Origin of the sequence: Streptomyces sp. NPDC051018 (genome assembly GCF_044456085.1) — a bacterium.
Lineage (GTDB): Bacteria > Actinomycetota > Actinomycetes > Streptomycetales > Streptomycetaceae > Streptomyces.
On sequence record NZ_JBITFN010000015.1, the window covers coordinates 159,014 to 172,673 of the forward strand.

Annotated in this window: 15 protein-coding genes; 5 read left to right on the top strand and 10 right to left on the bottom strand. The window is 71.7% G+C overall.

Features of this window, described 5'->3' with window-relative positions; all coding sequences use genetic code 11:
• Nucleotides 1-439 precede the first annotated feature (439 nt).
• Nucleotides 440-898, top strand: a complete 459-nt coding sequence (locus ACIBCM_RS24720) for a nuclear transport factor 2 family protein (protein WP_399246663.1) — start codon at nucleotides 440-442, stop codon at nucleotides 896-898.
• A gap of 243 nt (nucleotides 899-1,141) precedes the next feature.
• Nucleotides 1,142-2,740 (top strand): apolipoprotein N-acyltransferase, encoded by a 1,599-nt coding sequence (lnt, locus tag ACIBCM_RS24725; RefSeq protein WP_399246664.1) that lies wholly within the window; start codon nucleotides 1,142-1,144, stop codon nucleotides 2,738-2,740.
• Here the strand turns inward: lnt and ACIBCM_RS24730 are convergent.
• A complete protein-coding gene (locus ACIBCM_RS24730; protein ID WP_399246666.1) occupies nucleotides 2,664-3,569 on the bottom strand; it encodes a Gfo/Idh/MocA family protein in 906 nt (301 codons plus the stop codon). The genes lnt and ACIBCM_RS24730 overlap by 77 nt on opposite strands.
• 491 nt (nucleotides 3,570-4,060) lie before the next feature.
• Between ACIBCM_RS24730 and ACIBCM_RS24735 the strand changes: the two genes are divergently transcribed.
• Entirely contained in the window at nucleotides 4,061-4,525 is a 465-nt protein-coding gene (locus tag ACIBCM_RS24735; protein ID WP_399246668.1) for a hypothetical protein, read from the top strand.
• Nucleotides 4,526-4,819: 294 nt separating this feature from the next.
• On the opposite strand, the gene ACIBCM_RS24740 is transcribed toward ACIBCM_RS24735, so the two are convergent.
• From ACIBCM_RS24740 to ACIBCM_RS24770, 7 genes are all read right to left on the bottom strand, one after another.
• Nucleotides 4,820-5,293 carry a hypothetical protein gene (locus ACIBCM_RS24740; protein ID WP_399246670.1) on the bottom strand — a complete coding sequence of 158 codons (474 nt, stop codon included), beginning with the start codon at nucleotides 5,291-5,293 and terminating at the stop codon, nucleotides 4,820-4,822.
• Between the two features lie 200 nt (nucleotides 5,294-5,493).
• Complete coding sequence (locus ACIBCM_RS24745) at nucleotides 5,494-6,177, bottom strand: uracil-DNA glycosylase (protein ID WP_399246672.1); 684 nt, start codon at nucleotides 6,175-6,177, stop codon at nucleotides 5,494-5,496.
• 96 nt (nucleotides 6,178-6,273) lie between these two features.
• A complete protein-coding gene (locus tag ACIBCM_RS24750) occupies nucleotides 6,274-7,854 on the bottom strand; it encodes an ABC transporter substrate-binding protein (RefSeq protein ID WP_399246674.1) in 1,581 nt (526 codons plus the stop codon).
• 116 nt (nucleotides 7,855-7,970) lie between these two features.
• The gene (locus ACIBCM_RS24755; protein ID WP_399246754.1) at nucleotides 7,971-8,756 is read right to left on the bottom strand and encodes an SDR family oxidoreductase; all 786 of its coding nucleotides are present in this window, start codon (nucleotides 8,754-8,756) and stop codon (nucleotides 7,971-7,973) included.
• Nucleotides 8,757-8,790: 34 nt separating this feature from the next.
• Nucleotides 8,791-9,552 carry a 3-oxoacyl-ACP reductase FabG gene (gene fabG, locus ACIBCM_RS24760; RefSeq protein ID WP_399246676.1) on the bottom strand — a complete coding sequence of 254 codons (762 nt, stop codon included), beginning with the start codon at nucleotides 9,550-9,552 and terminating at the stop codon, nucleotides 8,791-8,793.
• A 151-nt stretch (nucleotides 9,553-9,703) separates the two neighbouring features.
• Nucleotides 9,704-10,090, bottom strand: a complete 387-nt coding sequence (locus ACIBCM_RS24765; protein WP_399246678.1) for a DUF3037 domain-containing protein — start codon at nucleotides 10,088-10,090, stop codon at nucleotides 9,704-9,706.
• Complete coding sequence (locus tag ACIBCM_RS24770) at nucleotides 10,087-10,920, bottom strand: HipA family kinase (protein WP_399246680.1); 834 nt, start codon at nucleotides 10,918-10,920, stop codon at nucleotides 10,087-10,089. The genes ACIBCM_RS24765 and ACIBCM_RS24770 overlap by 4 nt, the downstream gene beginning before the upstream one ends.
• A 380-nt stretch (nucleotides 10,921-11,300) precedes the next feature.
• On the opposite strand from ACIBCM_RS24770, the gene ACIBCM_RS24775 reads away from it, so the two are divergent.
• Entirely contained in the window at nucleotides 11,301-11,750 is a 450-nt protein-coding gene (locus tag ACIBCM_RS24775; protein ID WP_399246682.1) for a Rieske (2Fe-2S) protein, read from the top strand.
• On the opposite strand, the gene ACIBCM_RS24780 is transcribed toward ACIBCM_RS24775, so the two are convergent.
• On the bottom strand, nucleotides 11,737-12,420 hold the full coding sequence (locus tag ACIBCM_RS24780; RefSeq protein WP_399246684.1) for a cysteine hydrolase: 684 nt from the start codon (nucleotides 12,418-12,420) through the stop codon (nucleotides 11,737-11,739). The two genes, ACIBCM_RS24775 and ACIBCM_RS24780, sit on opposite strands and share 14 nt — an antisense overlap.
• 108 nt (nucleotides 12,421-12,528) lie before the next feature.
• Here ACIBCM_RS24780 and ACIBCM_RS24785 point away from each other — a divergent pair, with 108 nt between their 5' ends.
• The gene (locus ACIBCM_RS24785; protein ID WP_399246686.1) at nucleotides 12,529-12,987 is read left to right on the top strand and encodes a pyridoxamine 5'-phosphate oxidase family protein; all 459 of its coding nucleotides are present in this window, start codon (nucleotides 12,529-12,531) and stop codon (nucleotides 12,985-12,987) included.
• Nucleotides 12,988-13,278: 291 nt separating this feature from the next.
• On the opposite strand, the gene ACIBCM_RS24790 is transcribed toward ACIBCM_RS24785, so the two are convergent.
• On the bottom strand, nucleotides 13,279-13,533 hold the full coding sequence (locus ACIBCM_RS24790; protein ID WP_399246688.1) for a serine hydrolase: 255 nt from the start codon (nucleotides 13,531-13,533) through the stop codon (nucleotides 13,279-13,281).
• Nucleotides 13,534-13,660 lie beyond the last annotated feature (127 nt).

A 13,660-nucleotide genomic window follows, 5' to 3' on the forward strand; every position in this document is an offset into this window, starting at 1 on the left:
ACGGGCGGCCGGTCCGGCGCCCCCCGGTCCGGCGGCGATACGGAGGGTCCCCGTCGACCGCCCGGACGTCCCGTCTCCATCGCCCGGACGTCCCGTCTCCATCGCCCGGACGTCCCGTCTTTGTCGTCCGGACATCCTGTCCCTCCACCGGCCGATGGTCCGTGACCGAACCGTGCTCTCCCGTGACCCGGTTGGCGGCGGGCGTACCCCGCACATGTACTGCTGCGACCGGCTCCCGGCCCGTGCGCCCCGACAGCCCGGCCTGCACCGGCCGGCGGCCGGGAAGCGGCACGCGCGCGTGGTTTCCTCCACGGCACCGGCCGGGTTGGCGGAAGAACACCGGCCGGGTTGGCGGAAGATCGACCGTTTGCGCGCCGAGTACGGGTGACTGGCGTGCATGGCTCTTGGCCCCGGCGGACGGCTGCCCGAGACTGAGCCGATGACGCAGCGAGTGGATCTCTCGACGGTGATGGACCGGCTGGCCATCGACGATCTGGTCACCCGGTACGCGGTGGCCGTCGACGACGCCGACTGGAACGCCTACCGGGCCCTGTTCACCCGGGACGGGCGGGCGGACTACCGCAGTTCGGGCGGGATCGAGGGCCCGGCGCGGGAGGTCGCCGACTGGATGGCCGAGACGATGCGTCTCTTTCCCGTACGCCAGCACCTCATCGTCAACCGCCGGGTCCGCATCCAGGACCTGGGCGGCTATCCGGGCGACCGCGCGGAGGTGGACGCGGACTATGTGAACCCGATGCGGCTGGAGTCGGGCGACGATTTCCTCTCGGGTGGCCGCTACGCCTTCGGGCTGGTGCGCGCGGACGGCGGCTGGCGGCTGAGCAGCGTGGTGATCAGCGAGAAGTGGCGGCGCGGGCCGGGCGCGCCCGCACACGACTGAGGCCCACCCGGCCGGGCGACGGCTCGACCGGCCGGCCCCTGAGAGCACCGGAGCACACGCAGCACGCCGGAGCGACGCCGGAAGATACTCCGGCGGCCGGGGCCCGTCGCGGCACCGGCCGGCCGGGTGGTGGGCCACCGGTGACCGTGTTGATCGACGCCCTGCCCGCGCACACACTGGAGGGGGCGCGCCGCTCGCGGTCCCCCGGCGGGCGACCGAGCGGCAGGACGAGGAGGCGCGGACATGAGGACCGTCCCCGGGGGACGCGTCGTCGCCGGTGAGCGTGCCGTCGCCGGTGGGCGTGCCGTCGCCGCCGTGGTGGCGGGCGCGCTGCCCGCGCTGGCCTTTCCGGATCCGTCCCTGTGGTGGTTCGCGTATATCGCCCTGGTGCCGTGGATGCTGCTGATACGGACCGCGCCGACGGGCCGCCGGGCGGCGCTGGAGGGGTGGCTCGGCGGCATCGGGTTCCTGATCGCGGTCCACCACTGGCTGATACCGAGCCTGCATGTCTTCATCGTCGTCCTGGCGGCACTGCTCGGTGTGCTGTGGGCGCCCTGGGGGTGGCTGGTCCGCCGGATGCTCGGCGGGAGGCCGTCCACGGCCCGTGCCGCGGCGGCCGTGGCGGCGGTCCCCTCGGGCTGGCTGATGATCGAACTGGTCCGGTCCTGGGACGCCCTCGGCGGCCCCTGGGGGCTGATGGGCGCCAGCCAGTGGCAGGTTCCCCCCGCCCTGCGGCTGGCCTCCGTGGGCGGCGTATGGCTGGTGAGCCTGCTGGTGCTGGCGGTGAACACCGCCGTGACCGCGCTGATCGCGGTACCGACGGCCCGCAGGGCGGCCGTGGGCGGTGCGGTGGCGTGCGCGGTCGTGACCGCGGCGGTCTGGGCGTGGGCCCCCCGGCCGCAGGAGTACGGGCGGGCCAGGGTCGCGATCGTCCAGCCGGGTGTGCACGACGGGATATCCGGCCCCGAACGCCGGTTCGCCCGCGGCGAGGAGCTGACCCGTTCGCTCGCGGGACGGAAACTCGATCTGGTGGTCTGGGGCGAGAGCAGCGTGGGCGAGGACCTGCGTGAGCACCCCGCGCTGGCGGACCGGCTGGCGGCGCTCTCACGGGACGTCGGCGCGGATCTGCTGGTCAATGTGGACGCCCGCCGGGTGGACGCGTCCGGCAGGGGCGGGATCTACAAGAGTTCCGTGCTGGTGGGCCCCCGGGGCCCGACCGGCGCGCACTACGACAAGATGCGGCTGGTCCCCTTCGGGGAGTACATCCCGGCCCGGAGTCTGCTCGGCTGGGCGACCTCGGTGGGCAAGGCGGCGCCCGAGGACCGGCTGCGCGGCACCCACCAGGTGGTGATGGACCTGCCGGACGGCGGGCCGCGCATCGGGCCGCTGATCTGCTTCGAGACCGCGTTCCCCGATATGAGCCGGCAGCTGGCCCGGCACGGTGCCCAGCTGCTCGTCGCGCAGTCGGCGACATCGACGTTCCAGAACAGCTGGGCCCCCGAGCAGCATGCCTCACTCGGTGCGGTGCGCGCCGCCGAGAGCGGCCGGCCGATGGTGCACGCCACCCTCACCGGCGTCAGCGCGGTGTACGGCGCCGACGGCGCCCGGATCGGGCCGGAGCTGTCCACACGGACCAGTGCGGCGGCGGTCTACGACATTCCGCTGGCACGGGGAAGCACTCTGTTCGTCCGGTACGGCGACTGGGCCGTGTACGGGGCGGCCGGGGTGCTGGTGGCGCTGGCCGCGACGGAGGGCGTCCGGCGGCTCAGGCGGCCTGTTCGAGGGCCCGGAGCACCACCCGCTCGCACAGCTCATGGGTTCTCAGCGCGTCCCGGGCACTGAGGAACCTGCCCGCGCGCACGGCGTCGAGGAATGTGTGCACGGCCTGCTCGATCCCGCGCTGGCGGGCGACCGGGACCCAGTCGCCCCGGCGGCGGACGCTCGGCTGCCCCTTGTGGTCGACGATCTCCGCCAGATTGCGCACCTCGCGCTTGGTGTCCTGACCCGACACCTCGAGGATCTCCTCCGTAGAGCCGCTCATACGGTTCATCACGCCGATGGCGGTGAACCCGTCGCCGGAGAGCTGGAGGACGACATGGTGCATCAGCCCGTCGACGATCCGGGCACGGACATCGGTGTGCTCGACGGTCCCCGGCACCAGGAAGCGCAGGGTGTCGACGACATGGATGAAGTCGTCGTAGACGAGGGAGCGCGGGTCCTCGGGCAGGCCGACCCGGTTCTTCTGCATCAGGATCAGCTCGCGCGGATGCTCGAGGCACTGCGCGTAGCCGGGTGCGAGACGGCGGTTGAAGCCGACGGCGAGGCTGGTGCCCCGTGTCTCGGCGAGGTCCACCAGCGCATGGGCGTCGGCCAGTTCGTACGCCAGCGGCTTGTCGACGAACGTCGCGACTCCGGCTTCGAGGAGGGTGGAGACGATCTCGGCGTGCGCGGCGGTGGGCGCGTGGACGAAGGCCGCGTCCAGATCACGGTCGAGCAGGGAGTCGAGGGTGGTGTGCCGGCGGTCCGCCGGGACGTGGTAGCGGTCGCCGACCCGCTCCAGGGTGGCCGGGGTGCGGGTCTGGAGATGCAGTTCGATGCCCGGCAGCGAGCTGAACACGGGCAGATACGCCTTCTGGGCGATATCCCCCAGACCGATGCAGCCGACCCTCACAGATCCTCCCCGAAACCCTGTCGCTCATCCGTTCCGACCCCGGTCAGCATACGGGCGCCCCGGCGGCTGCCGGCCGCCGATGCCGTCGAAGGCTCGCAGGACGGAGCCGGGGCCGAAGCGGGAGACGGCCGCGATGAGGTTGTCGCGGACGGCGACGCCCACGGGCCCGGTCACCGCGATCATCCGCGCCGCCCGCGCGGCCCTGCGGACGACGACCCTGGTACGGGGCAGCCGGTCGGCGCTGTACGCGGCGAGTGAGGCCCCGGGTCCCCGCCGGGCACCACGTGGCGGGCGAGCACGACGGCGTCCTCGACGGCCTCGTTGCCGCCGTGGGTCAGGTCGGGGCCGGCGAGCACCGCGTACGCCCGAGTGGATGACGTCGGCCCCGACGACCAGCTCGGCGACCGCACGGGGCCGGGGCATTCACCCGTGCGGGCCATTGTCCGCCCGTACGGGCGTGAACGGGCCCCGCGGACAGCAGAGTGGCCCGCGTGAGATCGACAACCACCGCGAAGAAGGCCGGGAACCTGGTCTCCATGGCGCTCTGGGCGGCCTCCGGGCTGACCGCCTCCGCCTGTGTGGCCGTGGAACCCCGCCCCTTACCTCCGCCGGACCCCGGAATCACCAGCCCGGCACCGGCCGCACGTCCGCAGATCGTGCAGGGCCCCGGCCGCGAGGCGCTGGAGGCCCCGCCCGTACCGCCGTCGTCCGCCGCGCCCGTGCCCACCTCCTCGGCCGAGCCCTCGCGCGTACGGCAGCCGAGGAAGCCCCGCGCCTCCGAACCGCCGGTCCGGCGGACGGCTCCGGTCCCGCGCCCGGGGCCGCGGGTGCCCCTGCCGCCGCTGCCCGCCCTGCCCTCCCTCGGCCCGGACGTCTGCGCCCTCGGCGAGAGCTATGGAGGCTGGCGGCGGGACGGCCCGGAGGCCCGTATGTGCAGACAGGCGTCGGGCGCCTGAACCCGGGGCTGCCGTCAGCGCCCGCGTCATGACCGGCGAACGGCGCTGCCCGGTGCGCACGCCGGGGTCCGGGCGACCGCGACGGCCCGGAGGCCGGGGCGGAGGTGCGTACCGTAGTCGGGAATCCGCCGGTCGGGGCGCACCCGCCCATGCCCGGGACCCCGGCCACGGCCGGAACCAGCGGGGCACGGCTCCCGGGCCCGCCCTACACGACCACCTCGGTGGCCGAAGCCTGGAGCCGTACGCGAGCGCCGGCCCCGGCCGGCTGTGCCCACGGAACCACCGGGCCCCGGGTCACTCCCCCCTCAGCCTCCACTCCAGCCGCTCGATCGCGGCGCGCACCCCCGTGCTGTAGCCGTCGTGGCCCAGTGCCCCGGTCGCGCCGCGCGCCCGGTCGAGATGGAAGCGCGCGTCCTCCGGACGCCGGAGCTTCAGATAGCCGGCGGCCAGGCTGAGATGGAGCGTGGGGTACAGCGCCCGGACCCCGGCGGCCGTCTCGGGCCGGACGGGCCACACCTCCTCCAGGGTGTCCGCCGCGGCGAGCGCCCGCAGATCCCAGGCCAGTTCGTCACCGGGGTCGTCCTGGGTGTCCGCCATATAGTGCGCGAGGGTGCAGCGATGGAGTACGTCGCCCGTCTCCCCGATCTCCGACCACAGCGCGCCGAACCGATTCCTCGCCTCCTCGCGGTCGCCGACGTGCAGCAGCATGACCGCCTGCCCGATCCGGGTCATGACGGCATCGTCCGATGTCTCCCGCTGCTCCGTCACCGTGGCCTCCCACCGTCGTACGCCGAATATTGGCGAAGATCCACGACCGGACGTCCGGATCAACGCAACAACGACGCTAACCGCGACGAGGGGCAAAGCCGGACAGGCTCGGGCACCAGGCCCGAGCCCGTCAGCCGGGCGCCTGAGCGCCCGGACCCCGCCGGAGCGCCCGGACAAACCCCCAAGGCCCTCGTGATCCCTCAGCCGAGGTCGGGGATGCGCCAGTCGATGGGCTCATGGCCCTGGGCGGCGACCGCCTCGTTGATCCGGGTGAACGGATGCGAGCCGAAGAACTTCTTCGCGGACAGCGGCGAGGGATGGGCCCCCTTCACCACCACATGCCGGGTCTCGTCGATCAGAGGTGCCTTCTTCTGCGCGTAATTGCCCCAGAGGACGAAGACGGCCGGGTCGGGACGGGAGGCCACGGCCCTGATCACCGCGTCCGTCACCTTCTCCCAGCCCTTGCCCTTGTGGGAGTTGGCCTCCCCGGCCCGCACGGTCAGAACCGCGTTCAGCAGCAGGACGCCCTGCTCGGCCCAGGGCATCAGATAGCCGTTGTCCGGGATGGGGTGCCCCAGCTCCGCCTGCATCTCCTTGTAGATGTTCCGCAGGGACGGCGGAGTCCTGACGCCCGGCCGCACCGAGAAGCACAGGCCGTGCCCCTGCCCCTCCCCGTGGTAGGGGTCCTGGCCCAGGATGAGCACCTTCACCTGGTCGTACGGTGTGGCGTCGAGGGCGGCGAAGACCTCCTCGCGCGGCGGGTAGACCGGCCCCTTCGCCCGCTCCTCCTCGACGAACTCGGTCAGCTCCTTGAAATAGGGCTTCTGCAGCTCTTCGCCGAGGACGCCGCGCCAGGACTCGGGCAGCATGTCGGTGTCGGTCACGTCAACAACCTCCAGAACGTGTTCAGTTACCGCCACAGAACCTACCGGGCCCCACCGACAATGCGCCCCGCGTCCCTTCCTCCCCAGGTCAGAGGCCTACCAGCTGGCTTTGCGGAACAGCTCCCACAGCTGCATGACCGTCGTCGGGTCGAGGGCGCGCTCACCGCCGCCGATCTCCTCGCTGGCGGCGATGTACAGCTTGCCCTGCCACAGCGGCAGCAGCCTGACGTCCGCGGCGATGATCTCCTGCGCCCGCTCGAACTGGTCGGTCACCGCGCCGCGGTCCGTCTCGCGCCGGGACCTGGGCAGCAGCTCATTGGTGATCTCGGGGCTCTCGTAGGGCGTGCGGAGAGCGTTGTTCTCGCCGACGAACGGGGCGATGAAGTTGTCCGGGTCCGGGAAGTCGGGGAACCAGCCGCGGCCGAAGACCGGATAGGCGCCGGAATTGTACCCCTTCTGGAACTCGGCCCACGGCTTGCCCTGGATGGTGATCCTGAAGAGGCCCGATGCCTCCAGCTGCCGCTTGAGTTCGGCGAACTCCGACGCGGTGGCGGAGCCGTAGCGGTCCGTGGTGTACCAGAAGGTCAGCTCGACGGGCTCGTCGATGCCCGCATCCTCCAGGGTCTCCCGCGCGGTCGCCGCGTTCGGCTCGCCGAAGCGGTCGAAGAACTCGGTGGTGTGACCGGCGATGCCCTTCGGCACCATCGAGTACAGAGGCTCGGCCGTGCCCTGGTAGACCTTGTTCACCAGCGCTCCGCGGTCGACGATCTGCGCGATCGCCCTGCGGACGGCCCGATTGCCGGCCACCGGGTCCTTGGCGTTGAAGACGAGATAGCGGATGTCGGCCCCGACGGTCTCCGTCAGCCGCAGATGCCCCTTCTCCGGGGCCCCCTTCTGGAGTTCGATGACGTCGGCGGCGCTCAGCCCGCGGTAAATCGCGTCGATCCGCTTCTGCTTCAGCGCACCGACCATCTCCCCGGAGTCCTTGAAATAGCGAATCGTCACCGCATTGTTCCGGCGCTTGGCGAAGCCCTCGTACCTGCTGTTCTTGCTCAGCTCGGCCCGGTCGCCCTTGCTGTACGAATGGAGAACGTAGGGACCGGAGCCGGTGATCCTGCCGTCCTCGCGGAGCTTGTCCGCCGGGTACTGCTTGGGCGCCACGAGAGAAGTGGCGGGCGTGGCCAGGATGTAGGGGAAGGTGGCGTCGGAGGTCTTGAGCGTGAATTTCACGACGAGGTCGCCGGTGACGTCCACCTTGGCGAGAGAGCCGAGCAGTCCGTTCGGCCCGCTGGCCGCGTCGATCGTGCGAATGCGGTCGATGGAGTGCTTCACGGCCTCGGCGTCGAGCTTCTCCCCGTCGGAGAATGTAAGCCCCGCCCGCAGTTCGCACTCATAGACTTTGTTGACGGCGTCCGTGAACTGGCACGATTTCGCGGCGTCGGGCTGCGGGGTGGAGCTACCGGTCGGGAAGCTCAGCAGAGTCTGGAAGACATTCCGGTACAACTCCCATGAACCGTCCCAGGCGGCGGCCGGATCGAGCGACGAGGGCTCACTCATCGTGCCGACCGAAATCCTCTGCTGACCATCGGCTTCCGCGTCGGCGAACACACCGCATCCCGCGAGCAGGGATATGGACGCCAGGGCCGCAGTGCCCTGCAGACAGTTCCGGTAGAACACGTGCGCACGCTCCTCGTTCAGCCTGGACCGGCCGACCATACCGCAGCGCCCCGCCGGTTCAACACGGAGTCCCGGCAGGGCACTTGGATCATTCGGCGATAAATGACGCAGGTTGCTCAATGCACTCCGGCGTTGAGGAAGATACCGCCATCGACGACCAATGTCTGTCCTGTGATCCAATCGGATTGATCGGAAGTGAGGAAGGCCGCCGCGCCCCCGATGTCCTCGGGCACACCGAGCCTCGCGAGCGGGTACGCGGCGGCCGCTTCGGCTTCCCGGCCCTCGTAGAGAGCCTCGGCGAATTTGGTCTTGACCACTGCGGGCGCGATCGCGTTGACCCGAACTCCGGGAGCGAACTCGTGCGCCAGTTGCAGGGTCAGATTGACCATGGCCGCCTTGCTCATCCCATAAGCACCGATGAAGGGAGAAGGGGCGAGACCGGCGACGGATGCAATGTTCACGATCGCACCGCCGTGCTCCTTCTGCCAGGCCCGGTAGGTCTGCTGGGCGAAGCCGAGCGCGGAGATCACATTGGTCTCGTAGACCTTGCGCGCGACATTGAGGTCGAGTTCGGCGATCGGCGAGTAGACCGGGTTGGTGCCGGCGTTGTTCACCAGGAAGTCGACGCGGCCGAACGCCTCCATGGTCCGCTCGACGGCGGCGGCCTGGTGCGCCTCGTCGTGGGCCTTGCCCGCGATCGCGACCACCCGGTCGGCGCCGAGCCGTTCCACCGCCTCCTTCAGGGTGTCCTCACCGCGGCCGGTGATGCACACCCGGTCGCCCCGCGCGACGAACGCCTGCGCGATCCCGTATCCGATGCCCCGGCTGGCACCGGTGATCAGCGCGACCCTGCCGCTGTCGGGCACCTGCCCGGCCCCGGTACCCGTGCTCTGCTCGTTCATCTCAGCCATCTCAGAGTTCTCCCTGTCCTCCGTGTCAGTTGAGCGGTCCGCCGGCCACGTACAGCACCTGGCCCGAGACGAATCCGGCGTCGTCGCCGGTGAAGAAGGCGATGGCACGGGCGACGTCCTCGGGGCGGCCCACGCGCTGGACCGGGATCTGCGACGCGGCGGCCGCCTGGAACTCCTCGAAGCCCATACCGACCCGGGCGGCGGTCTGCGCGGTCATCTCGGTGACGATGAACCCGGGGGCGACGGCGTTCGCGGTGATGCCGAACTTGCCCAGTTCCTTGGCGAGGGTCTTGGTGAAGCCCTGGAGTCCGGCCTTGACGGCGGCGTAGTTGGCCTGGCCCCGGTTGCCGAGCGCGGAGGACGAGGACAGGGAGACGATACGGCCGAACCCGGCGTCCACCATGTGCTTCTGGCATGCGCGGGCCATCAGGAACGCGCCCTTGAGGTGCACGTTCATCACGGTGTCCCAGTCGGACTCGCTCATCTTGAACAGCAGGTTGTCGCGGAGGACGCCCGCGTTGTTCACGAGGATCACCGGGGCGCCGAGTTCGGCGGCGACCCGCGCCACGGCGGCCTCCACCTGGGCGGCGTCCGAGACGTCACAGCCGATCGCGACGGCCGTGCCGCCGGCCGCGGTGATCTTCTCGACCGTGTCCTTGCAGGCCGTCTCGTCGAGGTCGAGTACGGCGACGGCACGGCCCTCGGCCGCCAGCCGGATCGCGGTGGCCGCGCCGATGCCCCGCGCTCCCCCGGTCACGACCGCGACACGCTGCTCGGTGGTGGACATGCTTGTTCTCCTCGCCCTTGGGAATGCGGTGCGGCCGTCCGGCGCGGCCGTACGCCACTCGGATGAGCAACCGCTTAGTACCTTCAGCAGACGTGACGCTAGAAGCCCTGGCACCCGGTGTCAACGGCCCACCGGGTGCGCCGGGTCACGGTCATCTCACGAGGAGCCCGAACAGCCGCTCCACCTCCGCCTCCGGGTCCTCGGTGAGCCCGGTGTGCACCGGTCCGGGCTGCACGACCGTGGAGCGCGGCGCGACCAGCCAGCGGAAACGGCGGCCCGCGTCGTCACGGGCCGCCTGCCCGGCACCGTCCCCGCCGAGGCAGACGCCCTCGATCGCGCCCAGCGCCGCCCGTACGCCCGTCGCGTCGGCCCCGGAGTCCAGCGCTCGCAGCTTCACCTCGTCCAGATGGGTACGGGCGGCGACGAAGGACGCGGCCCGGCAGTAGACGACCACCCCGGCGTTGAAGCACTCACCGCGCTCGACCCGGGGCACCACCCGCAGCAGCGCGTACTCGAAGACCATGCGTCCACCGCTCATGCGCCGGCGTCCTTCCCGGCGGCGGACGGACGTCCGGTGAGCCAGCCGGGGGCCGCGGAGGGGCGGGGCCCGGAGGGTTCCGCGAGGGTGATCCGCTCGTGGATGGTGGAGGCACGCGGCAGCAGGGCCTCGACATAGGCGCGCCGCAGGGCGTCGGTGGTGTCGAAGCCCGGCTCGTCGGTCAGCCACTCGCCGGGCACATCGGCGGTGACCTCGGTCAGCAGTTCCTCGGTGACGAGCGGGGCCAGTTCCGCCGCGGCGGCCTCGATGTCCGGCCGGAACCGGGCGAGCGCGTGGTCGGAGGCGTCGTACGGCTTGGCCGCGGACACGGCGGCCCCGGGCCAGTTGTGGTGCCAGATCATGGTGGCGCCGTGGTCGATGAGCCACAGGTCGCCGTGCCAGACCAGCATATTGGGGTTGCGCCAGGAGCGGTCCACATTGTTGATCAGGGCGTCGAACCAGACGACCCGGCCCGCCTCGGCGGGATCGACCTCGTAGGCGAGCGGATCGAAACCGATCGAGCCCGGCAGGAAGTCCATTCCGAGATTGAGCCCCCCGCTCGCCTTCAGCAGCTCCTGCACCTCCTGGTCGGGCTCGCCGAGTCCGATCACCGGGTCGAGCTGGATCGCGGCCAGCTCGGGGACCCGCAGTCCGAGCCGGTGGCCGAGCCGGCCGCAGACGACCTCGGCGACCAGGGTCTTGCGGCCCTGTCCGGCGCCGGTGAACTTCATGACGTACGTACCGAGATCGTCGGCCTCGACGATCCCCGGGAGCGAGCCGCCCTCACGCAGGGGGGTGACATAGCGGGTCGCGATCACTTCTGTGAGCATTTCCCCAGGCTATGCCGCGCCCGCGCGCCGACGGTCGGCGCGGCCTGCGGGCGGGCGCGTCCGTCGCCGGAGCGCTGCTGGTCCAACGGTGTTCTCCGCGTCCGCGGTCGGCCCCGGGCATGATCGCGGCCTGCTCCAGGGCTCGTCGATCCGGCCGTCGCACCGCCGCCGGCCGAGGGGTCCGTATCGCCGTGTCAGCCCGGTGCGCCCGGCGGGAGCGGACAACCGGCCGCCTGCCCCTGAGCCGGACTTCCCGAAGACGTCGGGAACGATGGTTGAATCTGAACGTTTTCTCGCGCGGGTCCGTAGAACATCACGAAGGAGAACCGGCCGGTCATCCGGCCTGCCGGGACCGGACCGTGAGCAGAGGGAGCACAACCATGACCGGATCGCCGAGGCCGCCTCGCGCCGTCACCCGCCGGACCGTCGTCGTGGCGGTGGGCGGGGCAGGCCTGACGGTGGCGCTGACCGCCTGTGGATCGGACGACGACGGCGGGAGTTCCGGGTCGGCGGGCAGCGGTACCTCCGGCGGTGACACGGGGGGCGCGGGCACGGTGCTCGCCAAGGTCGCGGACATTCCCCAGGGCGGCGGGAAGGTCATCGGCGATGTGGTGATCACCCAGCCGGTGGCGGGCGAGTTCAAGGCGTTCTCGTCGAAGTGCACCCATCAGGGCTGCGCGGTCGCGGGGGTCCAGAACAACGTCATCAACTGCCCCTGCCACAACAGCGCCTTCGACGCGAGCGACGGCAGCGTGCAGGGCGGTCCCGCGACCGCTCCGCTGCCGGCCACGTCGATCAGGGTGGACGGCGACTCGATCATCCGGGCGTAGGGCCCCCGCGTTCCGGCGCCGGGTGCCCGCCCTGACCTCTCCAGCAGGCCAGAACCGCGTCGCTGGTCGTGATGGTGGCGACGAGCGCGAGGGTGTTGCGGATCATCGCGGGGGTGTAATCGGCGGGCACCCCCGCGATGGCGTCCGCGGGAACGACCGCCGTATAGCCGAGGTTGACGGCGTCGAACACGGCGTTGGGGACGGCGATGTTCGCCGAGACGCCGGTGATCAGGACCGTACGGCAGCCCAGATTGCGCAGGAGCGCGTCGACGTCGGTGCCCGCGATGGGCGAGAGGCCGTGCAGCCTGCGGACGACGATGTCCTCGTCCGCCACCTCGATCGGGGGCGCGATCGCGACGGCCGGGCTGCCGGAGTACTGCTGTACGGGGAGGCGGGCGGCGGCGCGGAAGAGACGGGCGTTGCCGCTGGAGCCCCGTCCGTCGGGGCGGCGTTCCGCCACGGCGTGCAGAACCTGTACGCCCGCTTCGTGGGCGCCCGCGACCAGCCGCGCGACCTGCTGGAGCGCGCCGGACGAGGTGGCCTCGGCGGCGAGTTCGGGCAGCGCGCTCTCCTCGCCGACGACGCCCCGCTGGCATTCCACGGTCAGCAGCACGGTGGTGGACGGGACGAGCTGCCGGGCGAGTCGGTCGAGCCGGTCCGATGACGGCATCCGCTTCCCCTTCCGGGTCGGGGCGCGCGAATGTATCCCCCATTGCGCGAGGAGGGAAGAGCATCCATGATTCCTGACACTTAGTCAGATCTCTTGGAGGGAGCCGCCATGGCCGTCACCCAGCGCCGGGGCCGCCGGATCATGATGACGCCCGGGGAACGGGACGCCTTCCTCGCGGAGCAGCGCACCTGCCGGGTCGCCACCGTCTCGGCTGACGGCCGTCCGCATATCAGCGCCCTCTGGTTCGTCTGGGACGGGATGTCGCTGTGGCTGTACTCGATCACCCGCAGCCGCCGGTGGGCCGAGCTGGGGCGCGGCTCCCCGCTCGCGGTGGTCGTCGACGCGGGCGAGGAGTACGGCGAGTTGCGCGGCGTGGAGCTGTCGGGCACGGCCGCCTTCGTCGGCGAGGCACCGCGCACAGGCGAGCCCTGCCCCGAACTGGAGGAGCCGGAGCGGCTCTTCGCGCGGAAGAACTTCGGTCTGGACGAGATGCCCCACGACGGCCGGCACGCCTGGCTGCGGCTGACACCCGACGCGATCGTGTCCTGGGACTTCCGCAAGCTGTGACCTCGACGGGCTCGGCACCGGTGCGGCAGGGACGGAACGCACGGCTGACGGCCGCGGGCACCCGGCGGACCGCGGTACGGGCCACGGCCAGGGTCACGATCACCCGGAGGGCGCGGCGCAGGCCAGGTCACGGTCAGCGGCCGCGCTACGGACGGGCCACGGTCACGGCCGCCCTGCGGCTCGCACCACCCCTGATCGCGTACGAGCGGGAACGCGGGTGGCAGCCCGGCCGCCCCGGACTCCGGCGACCCGGATGCGCGCGTCAGCCGGCGGGGCCGGGCCCGCGACGGTTCACGCGCGGAGCAGATCGACGGCCACCCGGGCCGCCCTTCCGATGGCCGCGTCCGCCTTCGGGAGACGCAGCGCCGACGACCGGGTCCGCAGGGACACCGCCGCCGCGTAGCGCCGCCCGTCGGGGTACTCCACGACACCGATCTCGTTCCTGATGCCCCAGGGCGTTCCGGTCTTGCCGGACACCAGGACTGCGTCCTCGAATCCGGCGGAGAGCCGGTGCTGCCGGATCTGCCGGCCCATGATCCCGCGCACCTCGGCGCCGGCGGGATTCGCTGGTCATGAACGGCTCCTTCGGGCGGACTCGGGCAGGCCGGGCACAGCGGCACCCACGCCCGGGCGCACCACTGCCGGGCGCACCTCTCTCGGACGCACCACTGCC